At 68.5% G+C, this 22,794-nt stretch carries 15 protein-coding genes and 2 pseudogenes; 1 reads left to right on the top strand and 16 read right to left on the bottom strand.

What is annotated here, in order from left to right; translation table 11 throughout:
- Nucleotide 1: 1 nt before the first annotated feature.
- The 11 genes and pseudogenes from DEJ48_RS38960 to DEJ48_RS38910 form a co-directional block, all read right to left on the bottom strand.
- Nucleotides 2-4,510 carry a DUF6531 domain-containing protein gene (locus DEJ48_RS38960; RefSeq protein ID WP_150220776.1) on the bottom strand — a complete coding sequence of 1,503 codons (4,509 nt, stop codon included), beginning with the start codon at nucleotides 4,508-4,510 and terminating at the stop codon, nucleotides 2-4.
- Nucleotides 4,511-4,517: 7 nt separating this feature from the next.
- The gene (locus tag DEJ48_RS38955) at nucleotides 4,518-4,829 is read right to left on the bottom strand and encodes a hypothetical protein (protein ID WP_150220775.1); all 312 of its coding nucleotides are present in this window, start codon (nucleotides 4,827-4,829) and stop codon (nucleotides 4,518-4,520) included.
- 64 nt (nucleotides 4,830-4,893) lie between these two features.
- The gene (locus tag DEJ48_RS38950) at nucleotides 4,894-5,946 is read right to left on the bottom strand and encodes a hypothetical protein (RefSeq protein ID WP_190537867.1); all 1,053 of its coding nucleotides are present in this window, start codon (nucleotides 5,944-5,946) and stop codon (nucleotides 4,894-4,896) included.
- 20 nt (nucleotides 5,947-5,966) lie between these two features.
- The gene (locus tag DEJ48_RS38945; protein ID WP_150220774.1) at nucleotides 5,967-6,611 is read right to left on the bottom strand and encodes a hypothetical protein; all 645 of its coding nucleotides are present in this window, start codon (nucleotides 6,609-6,611) and stop codon (nucleotides 5,967-5,969) included.
- 372 nt (nucleotides 6,612-6,983) lie between these two features.
- On the bottom strand, nucleotides 6,984-7,274 hold the full coding sequence (locus DEJ48_RS40670; RefSeq protein ID WP_223832390.1) for a hypothetical protein: 291 nt from the start codon (nucleotides 7,272-7,274) through the stop codon (nucleotides 6,984-6,986).
- A 628-nt stretch (nucleotides 7,275-7,902) separates the two neighbouring features.
- Complete coding sequence (locus DEJ48_RS40665) at nucleotides 7,903-8,076, bottom strand: hypothetical protein (RefSeq protein WP_223832567.1); 174 nt, start codon at nucleotides 8,074-8,076, stop codon at nucleotides 7,903-7,905.
- A 334-nt stretch (nucleotides 8,077-8,410) separates the two neighbouring features.
- Nucleotides 8,411-8,665, bottom strand: a pseudogene (locus DEJ48_RS38930) (transposase); the annotation flags it as partial.
- A 583-nt stretch (nucleotides 8,666-9,248) separates the two neighbouring features.
- The gene (locus DEJ48_RS38925; protein ID WP_150220773.1) at nucleotides 9,249-11,300 is read right to left on the bottom strand and encodes an Hsp70 family protein; all 2,052 of its coding nucleotides are present in this window, start codon (nucleotides 11,298-11,300) and stop codon (nucleotides 9,249-9,251) included.
- Nucleotides 11,297-11,899 carry a hypothetical protein gene (locus DEJ48_RS38920; RefSeq protein ID WP_150220772.1) on the bottom strand — a complete coding sequence of 201 codons (603 nt, stop codon included), beginning with the start codon at nucleotides 11,897-11,899 and terminating at the stop codon, nucleotides 11,297-11,299. Before DEJ48_RS38920 ends, DEJ48_RS38925 begins: the two co-directional genes overlap by 4 nt.
- Nucleotides 11,896-13,626: a hypothetical protein gene (locus DEJ48_RS38915; protein ID WP_150220771.1), complete on the bottom strand. Its 1,731-nt coding sequence runs from the start codon at nucleotides 13,624-13,626 to the stop codon at nucleotides 11,896-11,898. Before DEJ48_RS38915 ends, DEJ48_RS38920 begins: the two co-directional genes overlap by 4 nt.
- A 292-nt stretch (nucleotides 13,627-13,918) precedes the next feature.
- Nucleotides 13,919-14,332 carry a protein NO VEIN domain-containing protein gene (locus DEJ48_RS38910; protein ID WP_150220770.1) on the bottom strand — a complete coding sequence of 138 codons (414 nt, stop codon included), beginning with the start codon at nucleotides 14,330-14,332 and terminating at the stop codon, nucleotides 13,919-13,921.
- Between the two features lie 172 nt (nucleotides 14,333-14,504).
- Between DEJ48_RS38910 and DEJ48_RS40015 the strand changes: the two genes are divergently transcribed.
- Complete coding sequence (locus tag DEJ48_RS40015; protein WP_190537865.1) at nucleotides 14,505-14,666, top strand: hypothetical protein; 162 nt, start codon at nucleotides 14,505-14,507, stop codon at nucleotides 14,664-14,666.
- Between the two features lie 16 nt (nucleotides 14,667-14,682).
- Here DEJ48_RS40015 and DEJ48_RS38905 read toward each other — a convergent pair whose 3' ends face one another.
- The 5 genes and pseudogenes from DEJ48_RS38905 to DEJ48_RS38885 form a co-directional block, all read right to left on the bottom strand.
- Nucleotides 14,683-15,237, bottom strand: a complete 555-nt coding sequence (locus DEJ48_RS38905) for a transposase (RefSeq protein ID WP_223832389.1) — start codon at nucleotides 15,235-15,237, stop codon at nucleotides 14,683-14,685.
- Nucleotides 15,234-15,716, bottom strand: a complete 483-nt coding sequence (locus tag DEJ48_RS38900; protein ID WP_223832388.1) for a helix-turn-helix domain-containing protein — start codon at nucleotides 15,714-15,716, stop codon at nucleotides 15,234-15,236. Before DEJ48_RS38900 ends, DEJ48_RS38905 begins: the two co-directional genes overlap by 4 nt.
- Before the next feature lie 280 nt (nucleotides 15,717-15,996).
- Nucleotides 15,997-16,134: pseudogene (locus DEJ48_RS38895) on the bottom strand (IS701 family transposase); the annotation flags it as partial.
- An 889-nt stretch (nucleotides 16,135-17,023) separates the two neighbouring features.
- Entirely contained in the window at nucleotides 17,024-18,766 is a 1,743-nt protein-coding gene (locus DEJ48_RS38890) for a hypothetical protein (protein WP_150220768.1), read from the bottom strand.
- A gap of 6 nt (nucleotides 18,767-18,772) precedes the next feature.
- Nucleotides 18,773-22,741: a hypothetical protein gene (locus tag DEJ48_RS38885; protein ID WP_150220767.1), complete on the bottom strand. Its 3,969-nt coding sequence runs from the start codon at nucleotides 22,739-22,741 to the stop codon at nucleotides 18,773-18,775.
- Between the last annotated feature and the right edge of the window lie 53 nt (nucleotides 22,742-22,794).

The raw sequence follows: 22,794 nt of genomic DNA, 5'->3' as shown, positions 1-22,794 counted from the left end.
CTCACTTACCGAAATGGTAGCCGCGATCGAGTATTTCCTTGTGGTAGCGCGGGGTTATGACGACAAGGTTATCAAGATCGTAGACGCCGCCGCCACGCTGGATGGGTTGCAGGTGGTGTAGGACGTATCGATACTGGCCAGGTTCCGCCTGGGCTGCGAGAACGAAGGGGGAATTACCGCCTGCCATTGCCGTTTGCCCAGACTTGGAGAATTGCTTGGCGATATCAGGATGTTTGGACACTTCTTCCCAGAATGCCGATCGGAAGTCGTGGAAGGTCTTGAACTGTCGCCCTTGCAGTCCTCTTGCTACTTGTCCCGGGATGCGTCCGGCATTTCCTTCCGATCCTCTGAGCCACCGGCCGTTGACATCCGGAAGTCTGCTGCCTCCCGTTACCGCCCCCGGAGTGTTCCGGAGCTGCGTGGAACTCTTTCTGGCTCCGATCATGCACGGAGAAAGCCCCAGTGGGTCTCCAGCTATGTGCGGGTTGTCCACATAGGAGGATGGGTTTGGTGCGGGCTCTAGTCCAAGCGGGTCAGTGGTGAGGTAGCGGGCGGTTTCGGGGTCGTAGTAGCGAAAGTAGTTGTAATGGAGGCCGGTCTCCGCGTCGTAATACTGGCCGGGGAAGCGCAGAGGCGTGTAGGCGCTGCTTCCCGTAGCCCATGCGGTCTTTCCCCACAGGGTGCTACGGGCACGCCAAGCGACGGCTCCCTCTTCGTCGATGAGTTCGGAGGGTGCGCCGACGAGGTCACTGACGATGGCGAAGAAGCGTGAGTCGATCTCGTCTTGGGGGGCATCGGCGACAGAGACCCGTTCGGACTGAGTGATCGGGCTCAGGCCGTCGTGATCCCATGTGAGGGTGACCGGGTTGGGGTGGACGTGAGAACGGGTGGTCTGTTCACACAGGGACGGCCCGTCCCACGTGAAGTTGGTCTGCTCCAGGATGGTTTCGCCGCCGGCCGTCAGATGTTGTTTTGCAGTGCGGCGTCCGAGGGGGTCGTAGGAGTAGCGCCACAGCGTGCCGTCGGGGAGGACGACCTGGGCCAAGCGGTCTTCTGCGTCCCAGGTGTAGCGCCAGGTGTCGGGTTTGCGGGACAGGCGGTGCCGTTGACGCAGAGTGACGCGTCCGGCCGCATCGTGTTCATAGCGGACTCGGCCTGCGCGGGTGAGGCGTGTACCGCTGTAGGCACGCGAACCGGTGGCCTCATGGCCCGGGTGGGTGTCCGGCCATGAGGCGTGTGCCTGATTGCCCGTCTCGTCGTAGGCGTAGCTCTCGGTCCAGTTGGCGGCTTGGACCGCGGTGACGTGGCCAGTGGTGTCCAGCTCGAACCGACGGGAGCCGTTGAGCTGGTCATCGAGTGCGATGAGAGCGCCGTCAGCGCGGTAGGTGTAGGCCCTCTTTTGGATTGAGGTGCGTTGGGCATCGGTGACTGTCTGGCTGCTCAACCGTCCCAGGAGGTCGAAGGCACTGGTCAGGGTGAGACTGCTGCCGATGCGGCGGGCCAGCTCGCGGCCTGTCTGGTCGTGTTCGAAGGTCAGGGTGCGGCCGCAGGTGTTGAGTTGGGTGCGGTTGCCGCTTGCGTCGTAGGTGTAGGTGCTGGTCGCGCCCGTGGGGGTGGTACGCGATGCGGGGCGGCCTAGAAGGTCGTAGGTGTAGGTGGTGGTGCGGTCGTTGACCGTCTCGGATACCAGACGTCCGACCGCGTCGTGGCGGAGGGCAAGTACTGCCTCGGGGCTGGAGGCCCGCGTCAGGCGGCCTGCTGCATCGTAGGAATAGGCGGTCACGGTGCCAGCGGCGTTCTTGGCCAAGGTCCGGCCCATGGAGTCGAGCTCGTAGCGGACCGTCTGGCCGGTTGCCGTAGTGCGGGAAGTGAGCCGCCCCGCGGCGTCGTGGGTGTAGGTGAGTGTGCGGTCGTCGAAGTCCGTCTCGGAGACGAGACGGCCCGCAGGATCATAGGCATAGCTCCAGGTCGCGCCGTGCGGGTTCGTGACCTGGATCAGGCGGAGTTCGGTGTCGTGGGTGAAGGTGTGGCGGACTCCGTCTGGGCCGGTGCGTGCGGCGAGGAGGTCGAAGTGGGTGTACTCGAAGTTGGAATTTCCCCGCACCGCGTCCGTGTGTGTGATGCAGTTGCCCTCGCCGTCGTACTCCCATGATTCGCTGGCACCGTCTGGGGTGGTGAGGCGCGACAGTCTGCCTTCCACGGTCCAGTCCAGGCGGGTCACCTCCCCCAGGGGGTCTGTGAGGGTTACGGGGCGTCCGAACCGGTCCCGTTCATAGGCAGTGCGGGCCCCGAGCGGATCGGTGACCTCGGTGGGCAGTCCCGCCGGGTTGCAGCGCACCCGGACGGTATTGCCCAAAGCATCAGTGATGGCTGCGAGATGACCGGCAGGGGTCAGGGTGTAGCGGGTGATGGCGCCTGCCGGGTCGGTCAGGCGAGTGCGGTTACCCCGCTCGTCGTATTCCTGACTCCACTGGGAGCCGTCCGGCTCGATGACAGTGGTCGGCAAGCCGAGCTCGTTGTACTCCGCGCCGGCTTCACGGCCGTCGGGAAGACACACGGATACGACCCGGCCCTGCTCATCGTGGGCGTAGCGCGTGGTGTGCCCAAGGGCATCGGTAACGGCGATCAGCCGTTGCTCGGCATCCCACTCCTGGACGGTGGTGTGGCCCAGCGGATCCGTCTCCCTGACCAGCCGCAGAGCCTCATTGTGCTCATAACGAGTGGTGTGCCCGAGAGAGTTGGTGACAATGGTGGTACGGGTGGCGTCGTCGTAGGTGAGTTTGCCGGAGAGAAAGTCGGCACTGCCCTCAGTGTGAACGGCTCGGCCATGCTCGTCGTAGGTGTAGTGGTACGCGGTGTCGTTGCGGTCGGTCCACGAGGTGATACGGCCCTCGGAATCGTAGGTAAAGCGAAGCGGCAGGCCGGAGGAGTTGGTGACCTCGGTGAGGTGCCCGTCCTCGCTGTAGCCGTAGGATACAAGGACCGTGCCGAGGCTGTCCGGCCGCTCGGGGTCCAGCAGGCGCAGGGCGCAGATGCGGGGCAGGTCGCGGTGGCGGTCGAGCGCGATGCGGTAGCCGCCGGAGTGGGCGACTTCCACGGGCGTACCGTCGTCCGCGTAGTGAAGGGTGATGCGCTGGCCGTTGCGGTCCTGGATGGACTGCAAGGGCAAGTCGACAGCATCGCTGTCGTCGGTGGGCCGTGGGCTGTGGAAGGTGTAGGCCAGCCCCGTGTCCGGGTCGGTGATGCGCAGTGCGCCGTCGACTTCGCTGTCCCAGGCCAGGGGTATTCGCGGTCCAAGCTCTGGATAGACGGGGTCGGCGGTATCAGGGGCAGGGTTCGGATAAATCAGCCGTGCGCCGTCGGCTGCCGCGTAGACGATGCAGTCGTCATCAGCTTGGAGGCGCTGGTCGAGGGTGGAGGCCCAGGTGGGGCCGAACCAGCCACCCCACCGGTACGACGACAGGTGGGTCCGCTCCAGCACCAGGGAAAGGGTGCCGGGCAATTCGACGTCGGCCTGAGGCAGCAGCATGTCGCCGGTAGCGACATCGATCGGGTCGCGGTCGCACTTCTTGAACATGGACCGGATGGAGGCGGGTAGTTTCTCCCACTCCGAGGGGCGTAGCTTGAGTCTGGACAGGCCGGAGCCGTCCACCCCCAACTTCTGGCCCAGCTTCGCGAGTTCGCTGGGTTTGAGTTTACCCAGACCCTTGCCGAGGAGCTTGCCCAGACCTCCCGCGCCGACGCCGAAAGCGGCCCCCAGGGCCAGCGTCTCCGCCAGCTTGCCCGGGTCCTTGAATACGCCAGGGTCGCGCAGGGCGGCGTCGAAGGCGGCGAACTTCATGCCCTCGCCCGCCATCTTGCCTGCCTTGGCGATCGTCTTAATCTCACCGAGGGCCTTCAGCGCCCGCTCCAGGCCACGGATCGCCTCCACAACGGTGCGGATGACCCGGGCCATACGGCTCCCGGACTTCTCGATCCGGCCGATCAACGCCACGACCTTCACGGCCCGCGCGCCGGCCGCAAGGTTCCCAGCGATCACGGACAGGCCGCCGGTCAGCACCGAAAGTGCGAGGCTAGCGATCTCGAACTCGGCGATCTCCGCGAGAAGCACGCCGATCTCGGTCAGCAGGTCGTGTGCCTCGTCGGCGAAGTCGTCCAGTGCCTTGGCGCCCGTACGCAGGGAGTCGGCCATGTCGGTGGCCTGCGTGCGGGCGGTCTTGGCCCGCTTGTGGAGGGCCTTTGCGGCCTTGCCCTCCCATCCCAAATCCTTGAGGGCCGTCTCGGCGTCGCGGGCGGCAGCGTCCAGGCCCTTGGCCAGGGCCCGCCACTGCTTGGCTATCTCCCGGATGCCGTCCGGGTCGACGGCGGGGTCGGTGATGCCGAGGAACTCAAGATTGCTGGCGAGGGTGCTGCCGAAGGCGTGGTTGGCCTTGTTGACCCAGTGCAGCGGGTTGAGGTCCCCGGCGTCAATTTCGAACTCGGCGTCGCCGGGGATGATGTCGAAACCCATGTACGGCTCAGCCCTTCTTGGCGCGAGCCGCAGCCGTCAGCAGGACGTCCAATAGGTCGAAGGCGTCGGAGACATCGTCCATGAACTTCGCCTCGGCCTCCCACTCCTTGTGCAGGTGCTTGGTGAGATTGGCGATGGTGTCCATGCCGTCCTGGATGTCGTCCTTGGCACTCATCAGAGAGCCCAGCACCCCGAATGCGGACAGATCGTGCGAAGCGGCCTTGAAGTCGTGCAGCGGCTTGCGGGTGTGGTCCTCCGCCTTGCCCAGCGCGGAAGCCGCCTTGTGCAGGGCTTCCGCGTCCTTCTTCAGGTCCGACATACGTGTCCGCCCCCGTGGTTGAGATGGTTGTGCGTGTGCTGTGGTGGCTGGCCGACAGCCGTGGTCAGCGGTTGATGGACTGGATTTCCTGGACTTTGATGTCCTGAGTGGTCTCGAAGGTGCCGTTGGGCAGGTCACCCTTGGCTTTGCCTGTGCCCTCCCAGGAGATCTCCCAGGTGACGGAAGCCTTGAGCTGGTAGGGCTCCCCGCTCGTGGCGCGGAGGTAGGCGAGGCCGCACGGCGGGTTCTCCTGGGAGGCGCCCTTGGTGTAGGGAGTGCCGATGGAGCCGTCCTCGTTGACCGGGCAGTCGCCGGAGGCAGGGAAGGTCTGCGCGTCGCCAGTGCCCGGGTCCAGGTGCAGGGCCACCGGTTTCGCGGTCGTCACCGCGTACAGACCGGTGTGGGGCAGCGAGGCGCGTACCGTGACGTCTTTGAAGACGGCCTTGTCCAGCCACACCCAGGTGGGCAGGTTGACCGTCGACTTGCCCTGCGGCTTGAGCTCCACTTTGGTGTCCGGGACCCGGATCTTGTCGTAGGCGTAGGCCGCGAGTACTTCAGGAGTGGGGGCATTCGGATCGTCGGGGACGGTGCCGGCCTTCTGCCAGAACAAGTTCTTTGAGCAGTCCAGGCTTTCGGGGTCGTTCGCGCGGTCCTGGCGGGCAACCGCACGCCAGAACATGCCCTTCTTGCCGACGTTGTAGTTCTTGGTCGGGGTGTCTGTGAAGGTCGCATCGCCCTTGTCGAACGCGTCGACAAGGAGGTCCTTGCCCCAGCGGCGACCGAAGTTCACGGAGAACAGGTCGCCCTTGTTCATCTTCTCCGTCGCGTCCTTGAGCTGCTGTGGTGTGGCGAGTGGTTCGTACCAGCAGGCCGGCGGTTTCCAGTTCGGGTCGACAGCGGCCAGGCTGCCGGCGGACGGCTTGGTCGTGCCACCGCCGGGCTGTGTGACGACGATGCGGGTGCGGGTGACCTCGGCCCCCAATTCCGGTCCGCTAGCCGTGCCCTTGGCGCTGTCCTCGGCGGGCGGTTTGGCAGCCTCACCAGGGTCCGTTCCCCAGGCGAAGGCGGCCGATGGGGTCAGCAGCGTGACCACCAGGGACGCTGCGGTGAGCGTCACTGCGCGAGGGAGCGGCTTCCTCACTTGCAGGCTCCTCGCTCCGTCTGGACCATCGTGGTCTTCCAGACGCCTTCCTTCGTCTTGCGCAGCTTGGTGCGGTAGAGCACGAGGGCGTCATCCGCGGGGGTGGCGGTGACCTTGCCGGTCTTGGTGTCCTTGGTGGATCCCTTGCCCTCGTCCACGCAGTAGAAAAGCGTGCCGGAACCGTCTGGGCTGATGCGGGGCTGCGGCTGGAAGACCCGGCCCTTACCGATCAGGACGAGGTTCTTGTCCGTGAACCCCTTGACCCACTCGGTGCCGGTGCGCAGCGCGTCGCTCTCGCTGTAGAAGGTGAAGGCATCGTCCTGCGGGTCTTTGTTGATGATCGCGGCGTAGGAGGCACGGAGGCGCTCCTTGCCGTCGTCCAGGATGGCCTGCAGCTTCGGGTCGCTGTTCGTCCAGCCCTCGAAGGTGACTTGGACGGACTTGGGCAGCGTGATGTCCGGTCGCATGGCTCCGCCCGGCTTCGCCGATGGGCCGGCAGACGCTGAACTGTCCGTGTCTGCCCCGGAGCCTTTGATCTTGTCGGGCGCGTCGTCGTCACTGCCGCCCGAGCTGCAGCCGGTCAGCAGCAGCGCGGTACTTGCGGTGATGGCGACCGCAACGGACAGGAAACGGCGAGTCACGTCTGAACTCCTAGGAGGTATGGGGATTCTGAGCTGTACACGCTACCTACGGTGCAGATGTTTTCACGAGGGGTTTCCCTGGCACGGGGCCGGGTCCACGGTGTGGCTGAGATCCTGCCCAACCAAGCCGCGCAACCCAGGCATCACGCTGCGAACAGGACAACAGCGTTCCAAATGCGAACGTCTCACCAGGCCACGCCGGTGAGGACGAGGAGCGGGCCGTCGTGCGGCACCCCACACATGCCAGTCAGCACTCCTACAGCTCGCGCGGCGAGTTGGCCAATTCTGGACGTGGCGCAGGGACCCCGCGTACTGCCATCCCATGAAGCCCACGATGCGGGGCAGTAGCAGGACCCGACGCACCGACGGAGGTCAGCGTGAGCCCCAGGTGCGCACTTCAAGGTTGGTGATGTGGGCGCCCGAGTGGATGCGGCCGCTCTCCACGAGCCACTGGTGTACGGCTGCAGTGACATCGCCGCCCGATGCATCCACCTGCCGGGCGAAGTCGGTGGCGTCGAAGCCGCCGGTGGTGGCCGATCCGTAAGAGCGTTCCTCGGTGTGGTCGGTCCGTTGGATGACGTCGCGGCGGATGCCGGGTGAGTCGGTGCGACTGCCGGAGGGGTGCACGTAGCCGATCTTGGCCAGGCGGACGGTGAAGGCCAACTTCAGGTTCTGTCGGGCGGCTTCTGCGATCAGGAGGGCAGCCGGGTGGAGCCGGAGGCGATGGCCTGGACGGCGACGCGGCCGGTGCCGGTGGGGTGATCAGGACGGCTTTGGCACGTACCCGGGCGCGGGCGCCGGAGGCGGTGGTGCAGCGGGTTGACGTGGGGGGGCCAGGGCCGCGAGTTCGGACACCTCGGTGATGCCGCCGGTGGTGGCGGCGGGCAGGGCATGGACGAAGGCGGCTCCCTTGTGTTTTGTGTAGAACTGGGAGACCAGGGAGGCATCGCGGTTGATGATGCGAGCGATGTCACGTTTGGTGTAGCCGACCTCCCGGAGCTGGTCGGCGAGTTGGGCGGCCTCGTTGAGCTCCGGCGCCGGGCGGGCGCCGGGGCAGCGGCGGTTGCTCGCTGGTATCAGGTCCCCGTGGTGGTCTGGGTGAGGGCGGCGCGTCTGGCATCGCGCAGGCCAGGAGCTGTTCTTCGCTGGTGGGTGCGGGCAGAGGGCCGGTGAAGTGCCATTTCAGAAGGTAGTCGCTGGGCTGGTGCTGGTAAGGCCAGTCGTGGGCGCCGGTCAGATAGAGGGCATCCGTGCGGAAGGCGACAGCACTGCCCGGTGGTGTGTGCAGCGCTCAGGCGTAGGTGCCATGTTCGCGGTGGCGCTGGCTGAGCAGGGCGGCGCGTGCCCCGGACCAGATGGCAGCAGCCCATTCGGGGTGGGCGCTGGGGCCGTGGGCAAATCCGGTGGGCTTCTGCCAGGTGATCTGCTCGGCGTCGAAGTCGACGATTTCGTCGTCTGCGGGCACCTCGCGTTCCAGGGTGCGGGGGGGTGGTGCCGGTGACCATGCGGGGGCGTTGGGCGAAGGAGCCGATGCCATACAGGAGGATGGCGCGCACCGCGCGGGAGGCCAGGTGCGCGGCACGAGCCTGTGCAGGGTCCTGCTGGAAGTGGGACTGGGTGGCCAGGTTGGTCCAAACTTCTTTGAGTTTCTTGGCCCACTCGTCCAGGGGTTTGCCGTCGTCCCAAAGGATGCCGTCGAGGATTTCGATCCTCCACGGCTGGATGGTATTGGCCAGTGCGGTATGGATTTCGGGCACCTTCAGCTGACGGCAGGAGACTCCCGTGGAAACAAGATGTGGCATCCGCTCAGCGATGCATCGGCGCACCGGCAGCGGGTCCCAGGTGGACTGGTTCACGAACTGCTGCAGGTTCTGCTCGTTGCCCTCCGGCAGCGCGACGCCATGGCCTGGATGGACTTGCGGCGTCCGTCCAGCATCAAACCTCGCAGGTAGCAGTCGCTCTTGGCCCGCCGGTCTGTGCGCGGCACGGTGGCGAACACGTCATCGACGAAACGCCAATTTCGCCCGGACACGGTTCACTTCGTCGCGCCAGATCTGCTTCCTAGCTTCTGGCGCCCCGCTCGATGCGCGAGAGGAGCCCGATGTCTTCACCTTCAGCTGACGGCAAACGTGTTGCAAAGGCGTCTCCGCTCCAGTAGCCATTTCCGAACAGATACGAACCCATATCGGATCGTTCAACCTGCCGACCGTTCTTCCATCGGCGCGGCACCCAAAGCCGGAATCCGGTCACGGCTCACGCGCCGGCGTTCACGCCGAGGCCACACAGTCGCCTGGGCATCCCAGCCCTAAAGCACCCCAGGACCACAACGTCCGCACTGGCGCACACCTCGATTCACGCTCGCAACTCCTCACCCTCCGACGGTCTCACAACCACTGCCCCGCCCCTCGGCGAGCCGGCACCCCGAGCTCAGCCATGTGTCCATCTCACACAGCGATGCTGCCGGTGGGATACCGCGGTTGGTGCCGCCCCGGCACGGTGGTCCTGCGCGCGGCCATGCACGGAGCATGCGCCCAAAAGGGTCGTCGCCGAAGTACTGATAGCACACCAGATCGACGCTCCACCCGGTACTCGCGCAACGCGTGCGCGAGTACCGGGTGGAGCCGCCAGGAACACAGATCAGCCGCGGTACGCTCCGCGCGGCGCCACGCAGATTCGGTCGGTGAAGTACCAGCCCCCCTTGGACCGGGTCGCCCCCAGAACGCGTCCCTTCTCCCGAAGCCACGAGTAGCGACTTTGCAGTTCCGCGAAGTTGTCGTTCGTCACAACCATCGCCCCGGAGTCGTCTGCAATGGCCGCCACGAGGGCATCCCCCTTGCCTTCAGTACCGGCCGGCGGCTGGATGATGTCGCCCTTGCTGAGCGCAGCCTCTACTGCTTTCCGCTCTACCTCAGCCACCTTGTGCCTGAAGCTGGCGTCGACCACGACGTGGATCTCGGCCGCGGGGTACTTCTTCGCCAAGGCGGCCCGTGCGTCCTGAAGCTGCCTGAAACTCGGATGATCGCCATCCTCGTAGACACCCGGGCGAACCGGAGAACGACCGATCCAGGCAAGGTTGGAACCGTCCACCACCAAGGCGTGAGGGCTTCCGTCGACCGTCATTGGCCGCGCCTTCGGAGGCACGGGCACGGGGCGAGCGCCGTTAGCCGAAGGAGCCGTCCCCAGAAAGGCGGGGCCCGAATTGGCCTTCATCAGCCGGTCCAGCTCTGCGCGGACCTCGGGCGTGGGGCCACCTGACCCGAAGCTCTCGACCTCCTGGTCGACCACCACGTCCCCGGTGTGCTCCAGGGTGGCCTTGACATGGAGCAGACCGTTGGAGTCGTACGTGTACTCCAGGTTGAAGCGGGATTCGTCGCGGACCCGCGCAGTGGGGTACGTGAGGGTGAGCTCGGTGAGCTGCACGTTGTCCCTGTGGGCGAGCTCCTTGTCCGGGTCCCCCTCCCAGATCTCCACTGACAGCTTCCGCGCGTGGTCCTTGTGCGGTGTGTAGCTCTTGCGTTCCTTCCAGGGCAGCGGCGAGTTCCTCGGGATGATCTGGCTGAACCGCTTCCGTCCCGAGGAGTCCTTGACCATGGTGCCGAGCGCGTGACTGGTGGCCACCTGAATGACTCCCTCGGTCTCGCCAGCGAGCACCGCCGCCGCGATGGACGCACCGCGCGCCACCGCCGTCATCGGATCACACAGCTCAGTGGGCACGGGCTCTGTCTGCAGTGCCTCGGCCACTGCGGCCCGCACACTGGGGATCTGGCTCGTACCGCCGATCATGAGGATCTCGTCCACGTCGAGTGGCGCCATGTGCAGGTCTCTCAGGCACTGTTCCACCGGCGCGAGTGCGCGGTCGACCAGGTCGCCAATCGCCTCCTCCAGCTCGCCCTGGTAGATCTCGACGCCGATCCCGTCCGGGGTGATCACTGTCACGCTCGTCTGGGAAGAGAGAAGGATCTTGTTCCGTTCCACGTCAAGCCGGAACTGCCTTTCCTGCGCCGGAGTCCACGCCCTGCGTGCGGGTGCCCGTTCGAGGATCAGATCGCGCAGCCGCCGATCTATTTCCAGGCCGCCGAGCTCTGAAACTCCGCGTGATGCGCGCTCCTCGAAGAACCCGTCCGCGTAGTCCAGCACGGTGACGTCTATAGTTCCGCCGCCCCAATCGAAGACCAAGATCTGCGAATCCTCACGGAAGTCGTGGACGTACGAGATGGCAGCGGCGGTGGGTTCGTTGAGTAGAGCCTGAACCTCGATGCCGGCGAACCGCGCCGCAGCCCTGGTGCGGTAGCGGGCGGCTCCCGTAGCGTTGGCGGGCACGGTGATGACGGCACGATCAATATCGGTGAGGTTGTGCTGGGCACCATCGCGCATGGCGGTGAAGACACCCGCCGCGACGGTGGTCGCCGCGAAGCGCCTGCCCTGGACGGTCACGTACTCGTCGCTCTTGAGGAGCCGCTTGCAGGCTTCCGCCGCTTCCTCCGAGCGGAGCTTCGCCTCCCACCCGAACAGAGGGCCACGCCTCAGCGAGCTGAGCCCCACGACCGAGGGGAAGAGCTGCTCAAACCCCGGGTGGCGCCAGTCGGCGTCGATGTGGTGGGCGTCGAGTGGCAGGACCTCGGCGTCGTCCCCCTGCCACTGGGCCACGACCGAGTTGGTCGTTCCGAAATCGATTCCTGTCGCGGTCACTTGGCACCGCCTCCTGGCACATCCGCCTCTTCGGCCTGCTCCTGCGTCGACAGGTCGCTCGGCGTCGGGATACGGCGCAGCTGCCCGGCCAGCAGCAGCTTGCCGGTCGCCTGGTCCACGTAGGCCGGCCGAACTAGCTCGAAGCCTCGGCCCTCGCCTTCGACCACGACGAAAAGTTCGTGCTCGTCAGCCTCCTCAACCACACGGACCCCCATGTCGACGAGCGAGGACCGGACCGCCCGGCGGATGGCTTTCGCCCCGCGCTCGGGCGTGCTCGCGAGGAGGTCGGTTTCAACCAGGCGCGCGATGTGTTCATCCCGCGTCCGGAATGCGTCGAGCACGCCCTGCCGTAGCGCCGTGCTGACCGCTGCGGGCGCAGGCCGGGACTCCTGTGGAAGTTGTGCAAGCAGCGCTTCGGCCCGTTCCGTGAATCGGGCCAAGAGCTGGGCCGGATGGAGCAGTTCTTCTGGCCGGAGGGTGCGTAGCTTCATCTCTTCAACGAACTCACGCTTTTCCTTACGGCGCGTACGCCCTGTGGGCTTCTTCGCCGCTCCGGCCGCGCCCGGATTGTTCTTTCGGCCTGCAGACTGGCTACTCATGACGATGTCCTGTGGTCGTGATCGGGGCGCCTGGGCGCGGACAGCAGAGTGGGAAGGAGGGTGGCCAGCGCGCGATCGCGTACCGCCGAGAGGTCGGCGGCGGCCCCGGATGGGGTCCGGCGGGGCATGACGGCGGGCCGGGGAGTCAAGGATCTCGGGCGCACGGTCGGCAGTCGCAGGGCTGTGGGATCCAACGGCAGTACGAAGAAGTCGGACCAGTCCTCAGCCCTTTCGGCCTGCTCGATACGGCGCTTCGCCCAGTTGGCCTGCGCTGCCAGGTCAAGGTTGTCCCGGTCGGCACGACGGCGCTCACGCCACTGATGCTTCCACTGCTCGCTCTTGTGCGGCAGCCCCAGCTCCAAGTACGGATTGGCCGGCTGGCTCCTGTCGTTGCGCTTGGTCCGCCGTCGACGATCCAGGAGGGCCAGGTTGTCCTCAACCCTCCGGTCAGTACGGGCGACGCGTGCCAGGGAGACGTAGGCCAGATCGAGGTCGTCGTTGAGCAAGGCGAGATAGGCGAACATGTTCCAAGCCTCGGTCGCGGCACCGGCCTCGGCGTCCTCGTGATCGACAAGCTTGTTTACCTGTGCCTGGGCCTTCTTCCTCTCGCCCTGGCAGATGAGGTCGTAGGCATGTCGCAGCGCAACGAGGGCATAGAACGGGCCGCGGGCTGGATTGATTGCGGCTCTCGGCTCCCACAGGGCGCACAGGAGTCGCCACAGTCCACGATCGGCAGGGATGTCGGGATCCCACGTGCCGGTCACGGCGCCCTCCTGGATCTTGCGCAGTTGCAGCACCAAGTCGCGGGGCAGAAGCTCTTCGAGTTCCTTGAGTACTTCCGGCTCACCGTCCGCCACGCGCAGGAGCAGGTCATAAAGGCTGCCTGGTTTCGGATCGACCGGCTCGCCGGCCAGGAACGCCTCACGCTCGCGGGGCTCGTTCCAGCAGAGCGACTGAGCAAGGGCAGCTTCAACCTTTTCCGGTGCAAGCCTGGCCAGCAGGTAGCCCTGCTCAGCAGTATCCGAGCGCAGACTCCACGGCCTATTTCCACGGTCCAGCACGTCGGCGTCTATGAGGTCGTCGATGATTCCGAGGGGGGCCCAGGGGATAACGGCCCGCAGGGAATGCGCGGGTAACTCGTCCAAGTGCCCCCTGATGAGGGCGTGATACAAGGCGTAGGCGCCGACGGGATCGTCCTCAGCACGAGGGACATCAGCCGGTCCAAGTTCAGACGTTGCGACCGTCCCGGCGATCACTGCGAGGCGACGCTCACCAACGGGCGAGAGCCAAGGCATGCCGACTTCGTGAATGACGGAGAGCACGGCGGCGGTCTGCGCGACGGCCCGGTTCGGTTCGGCGGCTTCCAGCAGGGCTTTAACCGCAGGCAGGAGTTGGGGCGTTGGCTGCCCATCCAAACATGCGCGAATGGTATCGGCGCCCCAGCTCAGCGTGCCGTCTTCGGCAGCCACGGACGCCAAGAGAGCCCGCAGCACGTCCTCGACGCGGGCCACCGCCTCCGCGCCGAAGACTCCGGCCTTGCGCCACTTCCGCAGGGCGAATCCGTCAACCGGGTCCTCGGGGCCGCTCACCGCAGCAGCGCGGCGGGCGGCCCTGTGTGTCCGCCAGACCTCAATCATCTCAGCACGCGTCATCGCCCCCGTGATCGGAGTGTTCCCCCCGCCGAATCCGCCGCCGAGCCGCCCTGCCGACGCGTCTTCGTTCCCCATGCGTCCCCGTTCGTCTCTTGCATTCACACACCTGCATCATATTTTGACAGGTCTCCGCCCGGCGGTCACAAGGCCCTCACGTCTTCGAACAGGGCACTGCGTGAGGGGTCAGCGGCGATACGCCGAGCGCCGGCTCGGCCCAAGTCTCACCGACGCCGATGAGCAGCACACTGAGAGTGCGGCCAGCTCACTCACAGCCTGGCGCCCATGAGCTCCATGGCCCCTCCCCCCCCACCACCACCCGCACGTACGCCCCCGCTCTGCGAACCTGCACCGTACAAAACGCTGTCTGCTACCTGGGCAATGTGAACCGCAGCCGCAACGCATTCCCCACCAGGCGATACCCGGCAAGCCCAGGCGCCCCGTTGGGCAAGGGCGTGACGCGGCGACGGGCACCGTCCAACACATGCGAGACGTACACGACGATGTACGTCTCATCGGGTTTGAGGGTGCGTGCGCGCTCGACCTCGGACTCGTCCAACTGAATCTCCCCGTCGGCTCCCGCGGATGCCTTCGCCTCGAAGTACAGAGTCCGCTCCGGGGTGCCGACCCGGAAGTCGTAGCCGAGCCGGTCGTCCCCGACTCTGTCCGGGTAGACGTGCGAACGCAGGCTGGAACGCCACGACTCCTGCTCCGGCACACCAAGATGGCGGTGCAGCCACGCGCCGACGATTTTCTCTCCGGCCAGCCCGATGACCAGTTTCATCTCGGGATGCGCAGGCGTCACCACGTAGCCCTCACCGCTTTCGCCCCGCTCCCCACGGGGGCGGGGGATTGTCGGTGGAAGGGGGGCCAACGGTGTTGGCAGAACGGCGAGTTGGTCCTCGGTTACATCGGCTGCCACCTCGCGGGCCAGCGCGCGCAGGCTGTCCCGATCGATGGGTAGGCGCTTTCCGCTGAGCGGCATCCCGGTGCACGTATGCCTCCCGGCGGGGCTGGAGAACACGTCGGTCCTCACGGTCAGCCCCGAGGCGAAGGAGCAGTGCACCAAGGCGGCGATGGACGAGCTGCAGGAAAAGGCCGACAAGGCCTTCCTGTGAGCTAGTGCTGGATTCCTCAAACGGTGTACACATATCGGCGCCGGGGCAGGCGGGTTGGTGGTGTGGGTCTGCCCCAGATCCAGGGAGCAGCATGGTTGTTGAGCTGGCCGGTTGCCAGGTTGGTGGCGTGGTCGATGTCGTGGCGGTTGGCGAATGACTGGCCGGCGAGCGCGGCTTTGCGGAAGATGCGCCACCAGCCTTCTTGCAGGTTGAGCCAGCACGCTCCTACCGGGATGAAGGCGTGGTGGATGCGGGGGTGGTCTTCGAGCCAGTTCCGGGTGGACACGCTGTTGTGACTGGACAGGTTGTCGGTGACGATCCAGATATCCCCGTCCGGATTGGCGTCCTCGAGCAGTTGCAGGAACTGCTGATAGAACACGCTGTTGCGGGAGGAGGCGGTCATGGTGACTGCCTGGCCATCGGCCGGCCGCAGACCGCCGTAGATCCAGGTCTTCTCCGGTCCGCGGCTGTAGTCGAGTTCCGCTTTGATCCGGTGCCCGTCCGGTGACCAGCCGGGCGCGGGCGGGAAGGTACGCGGGATCACCGGCCCCAGTTCGTCGGCGCAGATCACCGTCGCACCGTCGGGCGGGTGGGTGTAGAGGCCGATGACCCTTGTCCTTTTGGGACGAAGTCCGGGTCCTTCGAACGTGTCCAGGACCGGGTGCGGCGCCAGCGCACACCCTCGGCGAGCAGGATGCGTCTGACCTGCGAGCGGCCCACCTCGATCCCTTCGGCACGCGCCCCCGCGGCCAGGGAATCCAGGGTCCACTCCGATGGGCCCTCTTCGTCGAAAGCCCACAGTTCCCCGACCGGCTCCCACCGCAGCCGCCCCGGCGGCACGCCCTTGACCAGGGCGATAATGCGAGAACGTTCCTCCTCGGTGATCCGTCGTTTGCGGCCCTGCCCACCCAGATCATCCAGCCCCGGCAGGCCCGAGCGATTGAAGCGATGCAGCCAGCAGCGGACCGTCCTCTGACTGCAGTCCAGTTCCGCAGCGATCGCCGGCACCCGCAGCCCCGACCAGCTCCACTCGACGATCCGGGCCCGCATCACGACATCGCGCGGAGCCTTCCGAGCCCGCGACAAGCGGCGAACGACGGCCCGCTCGTCCTCATCACGCCCTGGCCGTGCCCGTAAAACCATGACCCAGCACCCGCCCCGAGCACCATCAACTACCCCGCCACCAAGACATATACCCAGTGAAAGAGGAATCCAGCACTAGTAGTGCTTCGTTAGGTTCTGGCTCTGGTGAGTGGTCGGCCGCAGGTGGTGCAGGTGCCGGTCCAGCACCGCAGCATGTCCTGCAGAGTGTCGAGGACTTGGTAGAGGCTCAGGCTGGAGTCGGTGCTTTGGGGTGGAGCCGCCGGAGGGTGAGGAAGGCCTGGGCGGTGGTGACAAGGGTGACGTGGTGGTGCCAGCCGCGCCAGGTGCGGCCCTCGAAGTGGTCCAGGCCCAGGCCGTGTTTGACGCCGACGGAGTAGACGATCCCGAAGCGCCCGGCGGACATCAGCACGGCGTTGAACAGGTCGTCGCTGCGTCGTATCTCGAAGTTGCCCGGCCCGCCGTAGCGGGGCGTCCCGTAGAGCGCCCGCAGTTTCGTGTCGTCGGTCATCCGTACGGTAGTGGGGCTGGTCTCGGGTTCAATCCAGTAGTGCTTGCCGCCGTCGGTGACCAGGTGCATCGCCAGCACCGAATCCGCGATGGGCAGGGCTCGGAAGTCGCCTCCGTGCGTACCGGTGGTCAGCGCCGTGAAGACGGTCTGCCCTCCGGCGCCGCCCATGGTGCGAAACGCCCAAGGACCGAAATACGAGGTGTTGTTGTAGGCGTGCTGGAGGAGCACCGCCAGGCTGTCCGGGTTTCTGGTCGTCACCCCAGTCCATTTCGGCGTAGGCCTGGTAGACGCGTTTCCCGGTCTCGATGTGGAAGGGGTACAGCCCCACGTCCTCTTCGGAGTGCTCGGCGTCGTACGGTGCGGGGTGCTGTGTGGCGAGTCGCTCGATGAACTCTTCGGTGAGGCACCCCGGCACGACGTCGTACAGCGTGCGTCCCATGGCCGGGTGGACGTTGTTCGGATCATGGGTTTCGACGAAGACGTCGTCGCTCACGGCAGCCCGGGACAGCGCCCAGTGACTGCCGGCCGCCCGGACTCGCTCCGCCGGGTCACGGTTCTTGAGGAGATCGATCAGGTCTTCCAACGATGTCGGGTAGGCGATGGTCGGAGCGGACGGGATCAGGTCGACAACTGGTTCGTCATGCTTGCGTGTCCAGGGAACCTTGTGCACCTCAGTGGCAGCCATTGAGAATCCTTCCGTGGACCTGAGCTGAACCTTGGGGCAGCGCAGCCCCCGCACGTGGCGTCACGTCGTCTCCTCGTGGTCGAGCTCCTCGACCACGTCGTACCGGAGCCCGCTCGTACGAGCCCCTTGCCCGGCACTCCGCCGCTTCCCCACCCACAGATGGACGCTGCCGTCCGTCCAACGGGCGCGCTGCCAGGACCGGTTGACGACGGCGCCGGTGGCGGAGATCTCCTGCTCCGCGACGCGCAGCGGCGTACCGCCGGGATTGCGCAGCACCTGGGCGCGCGGGGCGCGGGTGCCGGAGAGTTCCAGCACCACGTTGTTCCAGCTGACGCCCGCGACGGTGCGGGAGATCAGCGAGGGCAGCAGCGGATACCAGGGGTCCGGGACCGCGGTCGCCATGCGGTACGTCAGCGCGGGCCCCGGCGCGGGTGGTGGCTCCTCGGCCGGGCCGCGCCGGCGGCGGTCCTCGGCGAGTTCGTGCGGTACCGCCGTGGTCCCCGCGGCTGTCTGGATCCGCTCCTCCACCGCCCAGACGATGTTGGCCGTCTCGTCCCGTACGAAGGCCACTTCCTCAAGTGCGGGACCGGACAGGGACGGGCCGAGCACGGGGGGCAGGAACAGGAAGTCGCCCCGCTCGGGGCGCCCCGACGGCGTCAGGCGGGTGAGGCGGAACATGCTCCACAGGCCCGCTCCGCCATCGGCCTTCTCGACGGGCCGGATCCCGACCCTCTCGCCGAACGAGGTACGCACCGTCAGCCCGTCGATCCAGCACAGCGAGCCGACGTCAAGATCGAGCGGAAAGTACAGGAAGTCGTTGCCGTAGACGAGGGCGAACTCCAGGAGCAGCAGCCGTCCCAGATCGTCGGGCGCGGCATCCACCGCACCGAGGTTCGTCGCGTCCTCGAACTCCCACCAGCGGGCGTTCGGCATGCCGGGAAAGCGGACCGGGGTGGGAATCGCGACGTTCCGCCACTCCTTCGTGGCCCCGGCCGCCCCCAGGGAAGCCCCGGCCTCGACGTCAAAGGCGTGCCAGTCGAGGCGGCCGCCCGGGAACGCCGGCGCCGACAGGACAGCTTCGCCGTCGTCGGCCGGTCCGGGTGCCGGTGCGGCGACGGCGAAGCGGTGAGCAAGCCGCTCCGGCTGCCACGCCTGCGGCCGGGATGCCGGACGCCTCCGCTCGTACCAGCCGAGCCAGGAGAGCGCGGTCGCGAGCACCGCGGCGGCATCCGCCGGCGCGATGGGCGGCTCTTCGGGGAGTACGGGGGCGCCGCCGCCCGGTGGCCGCAGGGCGGCGGAGAGTTCGGCGTAAAGGGCGTGCCCGTCGGGGACATGGCCGACCAGGACGTCAAGGAGCCGGAGGGAGGCGTCGTCCAGGGCGGTGGGGTCGGGCGGGGCCGTCAGCGGGTGGCGCAGGATGTACGCGGCGCGGTAGCGCGGGCCCAACTCCGGTCCCAGAGACCGCAGGAAGCACTGCCCGGCCTGCGCGGCGAACACCGTGCCCGAGGTCGCGGGGCCCTGTCCGGTCTCCGCCTCGACGACGGCCTCCAGGGGCGTCCCGGCCGGATACGGCTGCGGGGGCGCGCCGTCTGCCGGGGTGCCGGGCCGGTATCGGGTCAGGCGGCTGGTCCGCCCGGCCGCTTCGACGCTGATCGCGGACCCGGCGTCCGTCCCGAGGAACTCGCCGAGCTGCGCCTGCCGGGCGAGCAGCCACGCCGGGTCGTGGACCCGGGCCCGGATCGAGTCCAGCGTGCTGCTGCGGGTACGGGGTTCCAGGCGCTGCCACGTCGTGAGGGAAGACATGGGCGCCTACGCGATCGGGGCCTGGGTGGAGATGGTGTCGCCCTGCGGATCGCCGCCCACGTTGCAGGCGAGCATCAGGGCCGGCAGGTACTGGCCGAGGTCGGGCAATGCGTCGGGGTCGACGGCGCGCACGCGCGCGAGGTCGATCGTCTCCGCCAGGACGTCCTGGAGCGTGTCGGTGTCCCACGGCTGTCCGACGACCGGGGGTACTGCGAGCAGCAGTGCCTGCGGAGCGGTGTTGCCCGGGTTGTCGTAGTGGAAGGCCACGGCGGTTGTCTCCTCGTTGTTGGGGACGACTTCGACCCAGTCGTCGACGGCGAGCCCCGAGACGGTCGCGTCGGCGGCGGCCGGCGGCGGCCCGAGCGGCGTGTGCAGGGCCAGCGACAGGCGCCCGCCGGGCAGCCGTTTTCCGGCGGCGGGTTCGAGCCCGGCCCAGCGTTCCGGGGTGTCGCCCGCCAGCGGCAGTTGGGCGATGTCGACGCCGCCCAGCAGCGACTCCGTATGGGCCTCGGCGCACAGCAGGGCGCGGTCCAGGCGGCCGACTCCCTCGCGCACCTCGGCGAACCCGGCCAGCCAGGGCGCCGTGACGCCCGCGGTGGCGTCGCCCGCGCGGCGCCGCTCGGCCAGGGCCAGGACGTAGTCCTGGCTCGGCGGGGCGAACGTGGGAAGGATCCGCGTGTCCGCGCCAAGGAGTTCGGTGAGTCCGGTGGCGGGGTCGGCCGCCCGGCGGGCCGCGTCGAGCCGGCCAGCGCACTCCCGGCCCACCGCTGCGGTCTGCACGCTCAGGACGTCCCAGGCGTCGCCGTCGGCCGCCGAGCGGGGCACCGCCCCCTGCACGGCGCAGTCGGCGAGGGCGAGCAGCGCGTCGCGGATGGCCTCCGGCGCGGACCGGGCGGGGACCGCTGCGGCGTCGCCCGCGCGGGCGATGTCCAGCCCGGCCGGCAGGTCCAACAGGTTGTCCATCGTGCCGAGTTCACCCACCGGCACACCGAGGGCCCCGGCGATCGCCGCACGCGCGGCGGCCGGGTCGGTGAACGCGAAGAGTGCGCGCAGCGCGGCCACCGCCGCCTTCACGACGGTCACGGCGTCGGCGAGACGACGGGCCAGGTCGAGGCGCCCGGCGTCGGCGTCCGGGGCGCTGCCGGACACGAGGTCGGCCGGCCGCAGCGGCCGGCCCCCGCCGACCAGGTCACGTACGGCCCGGGCGACTTCGAGCAGCGCGCGGACACTGCGGGAGCCCGGGCCCGCGGCGGGCCCGAGGCGCAGGCGCGGCGGCGGACCGCTCCAGCCGGCCGGGGCGTGGCGCACGGCGTGCAGCAGCATGCGTCGTTCCAGGTCTCCGCCCGGTTCGGCGCCCGGGCAGGACAGGACGTCGAGCGGGCACAGGCCGAGGTCCCCGAGGGTGAAGGTGACGACCGAGTCGGGCAAGTCGCCGCCGGGGCCGGGGAATTGGGCCTGCCAGGTGACGCGCGCCGGGTCGCCGAGCAGCCGCGCCGCCCACGCGTCGAGCCGGGGCTCGGCCCGCGCGCGCAACGGCGGCCCGCCGGTTCGGGACGCGCTCCAGGCCCGTACGGCCGGATCGTCCGGGTCGGGCGGGGCGAGCAGGACGAGGACCCGGTGGGTGACACCGATGCCACTGCGGGCACTGGCGCTCACCTCGATCTCGGGGGGCGGGAGTTCACCTCGGTTCAGCGCGTCCAGGACCGCTCCGGCCCGGACCGGACGGCCCGACGCCGTCTGGTGGACGGCCTCCGCGACGCCGAGATCGGCGACGGCGTCGACCCGGTCGCCGAGCGCGTCGAGGATCGTCTTCAGCGCCTGCGCGTCGGTCGAATCCGCCTCCGGCAGCCCCGGCGGAGTCTCACCCCAGGGAATCGCGGACTTCTGGTGCAACCGCAGCAGGGCCAGCCCGTCGCAGACGCTCCGCGCGGCCACGGCGTCGGCGGGCACCCCTTCGGGGAGGGGCACCCGCTTGCCGGCCACCGACGGGCACAGCTGCCGGAACGCGCCGAGGTGGCGGGCGAGCGGCAGGTCGGGGTGTTCCACCAGGGCGCGCTCGAAGACCTGGCCGAGGAGCGTGCCGAGCGACTGGCCCGCGCGGATCCCGTCGAGCAGTTCCAGGGCGGCGCGGACCCGGGCGGACGACAGGTCGACGGCGAAGGTCTCGGCGGCCGGGGTGCCCCGGTGGCTGAGGTGGCCGCCGCGCAGCAGTGCCGCGGTGGTGGCGTGGGCGAGGGAAGGGGCGTGCACAAAGCCGGCGCTCTCCTCGGCGGCGTCGGCGTCGGCGGCGACCAGGTCCTCTGTCCAGCCGTAGCCGCCCAGTTGAATGCCGGTCGGCCGCTGCGCGCGCAGGGCGCGCAGGCGGGAGGTCGCGACCGCTGTGATCCACGCGTCGAGGCGGTGGCCGGACAGGTCGAGAGTCTCGGCCAGCAGCCGGTGCAGGGCGGCGGTGGGGCGGTCGGCCAACAGCCGTAGCGCGTCCCGCAGTTCGGTCACGTCGGCGACGGCGCCGTCGCCCGCGTTGCTGCGTACCTGTATCTCCCCGCCCAGGTCGCGGCCTTGCTGGTTCTCGCCGATGTAGCGCCAGGCGGTCAGGGTGCGGGGCGGGGCGGGCGGCGGGTCGGCGTCGGGGTGGGCGAGGGAGAACAGGTCGACGAGTTCCGGTTCGTGCCACGGCGGCCGGTCCGCGGGCATCGGTGGCGGTACGAGGCGGAGGGCGGCGTCGGCGTACCCCCGCAGCGTCGCATGACGCACGAGGCGCAGCAGGAGCGGGCTGCTGTCAGCGATGCCCCGGTGGCCGTGCAGCGCCTGCGGGTGGACGGTGGCGGCCCAGCGGAGGTAGTTCTCGGTCAGTGGTTCGGTCTCGGACAGCGGTCCGCTCTGGATCCATGGCGCGGTCCACTCGACGGCGGTGTCGGCGTAGCAGGAGCTGTCCAGGCGGGTGCGGACGGCGAGTCCCAGGTGCATCAGCTGGGTGTCGCAGCGCGCGGCGATCCGTGCGGGGAGGTCCGGCAGCGGCCCGGAACCCATGAGGGTGGACAGGGACTGCAGGTAGTCGGGTCCCATCAGACGCCTGACGTGGAGGCTGGTCGCATGGGCGTCGTGGGCGAGGATGTCCAGGAGGGTGCGGCCGGGATCGCCGCGGCCGACGAAGGGGACCCGCGGGGACGCGGCCCGGGCGAGCCACAGGCGGCGGGCGTCGCTCAGCAGGTCGACGAACGCCGACGGCGAGCCGAGCGGTGCGGGAGCGGGCGGGCGGCCCGCGTCGAGGAGTCCGAGGCACAGCCCGGCCGGACGCTCCCACGAGGGCGCGGCGGGGAACGGGCCCTGCCAGCCCGCCGCCACGCCGTCCTCGCCCAGACCGGAACCGATCCAGTAGGCGGCGTCGGTCAGCGGGGAGTGCGAGGCGACGAGCAGGAGGTCGTCCCGGCCGTCACCGTCGAGGTCGTGCAGGGCGACCCCCGCGGTGCGGACGGGGCCCGGTCCGGTGGGTGGCGGTGTCAGCGGGTCGGCCCAGGTGACGGTGAGGCGGCCGCGCTCGGAGAGCCGCCCCAGGCGGTACGAGAGCGTCTCGTCGCCGGCGGCGTCGGGCACCGCGAGCAGCGCCACGATCTCGGTTGGCCGCCCGCCCGTGGCGTGACCGGCCGCGAGGCCGACGAGCCGGTGCCCTGCCTCGGCGGACAACTCCCCTACGTCCACGGCCTGGTCCCAGCGGACCCGGTTGCCCTGCAGCGGGGTGCCGAAGGCGAGGTGCAGCCGGAACTGGCCGCGCCGGGCGATGAGTTGAGCGGCCAGCAGCCGCGGCCCCTTGTCCGCCGCCAGCGTCGTCAGGGCGACTCCGCGGTGTTCGGCGGCCAGGAAGGGGGGCGGGAAGGGGCCGAGCCAGTCGCCCTCAAGGGTGCCGCTCCGCTCGGCCCTCGGCCCGAGCCAGTGCGACGGGGCCTGCTGGGGTGTGCCGGGGTCGAGCAGGACCACCCCGGGCCGGGTGTCTCCGGGAAATGTGAGAAACGTGCCCGCGGCCCGTGCCG

Source organism: Streptomyces venezuelae, from assembly GCF_008642315.1.
GTDB classification, from domain to species: Bacteria; Actinomycetota; Actinomycetes; order Streptomycetales; family Streptomycetaceae; genus Streptomyces; species Streptomyces venezuelae_D.
Note: the sequence above shows the minus strand (reverse complement) of the source record. Positions and strands in the feature narration are given on the sequence as shown.

Bases quoted from the DNA above. Each gene is read 5' to 3' on its own strand.
- DEJ48_RS38960 (WP_150220776.1), bottom strand. From the start codon at position 4,510: ATGGGTTTCGACATCATCCCCGGCGACGCCGAGTTCGAAATTGACGCC.
- DEJ48_RS38955 (WP_150220775.1), bottom strand. From the start codon at position 4,829: ATGTCGGACCTGAAGAAGGACGCGGAAGCCCTGCACAAGGCGGCTTCC.
- DEJ48_RS38920 (WP_150220772.1), bottom strand. From the start codon at position 11,899: ATGAGTAGCCAGTCTGCAGGCCGAAAGAACAATCCGGGCGCGGCCGGA.
- DEJ48_RS38915 (WP_150220771.1), bottom strand. From the start codon at position 13,626: ATGGGGAACGAAGACGCGTCGGCAGGGCGGCTCGGCGGCGGATTCGGC.
- DEJ48_RS38910 (WP_150220770.1), bottom strand. From the start codon at position 14,332: ATGAAACTGGTCATCGGGCTGGCCGGAGAGAAAATCGTCGGCGCGTGG.
- DEJ48_RS40015 (WP_190537865.1), top strand. From the start codon at position 14,505: ATGGGTAGGCGCTTTCCGCTGAGCGGCATCCCGGTGCACGTATGCCTC.
- DEJ48_RS38900 (WP_223832388.1), bottom strand. From the start codon at position 15,716: ATGCGGGCCCGGATCGTCGAGTGGAGCTGGTCGGGGCTGCGGGTGCCG.
- DEJ48_RS38890 (WP_150220768.1), bottom strand. From the start codon at position 18,766: ATGTCTTCCCTCACGACGTGGCAGCGCCTGGAACCCCGTACCCGCAGC.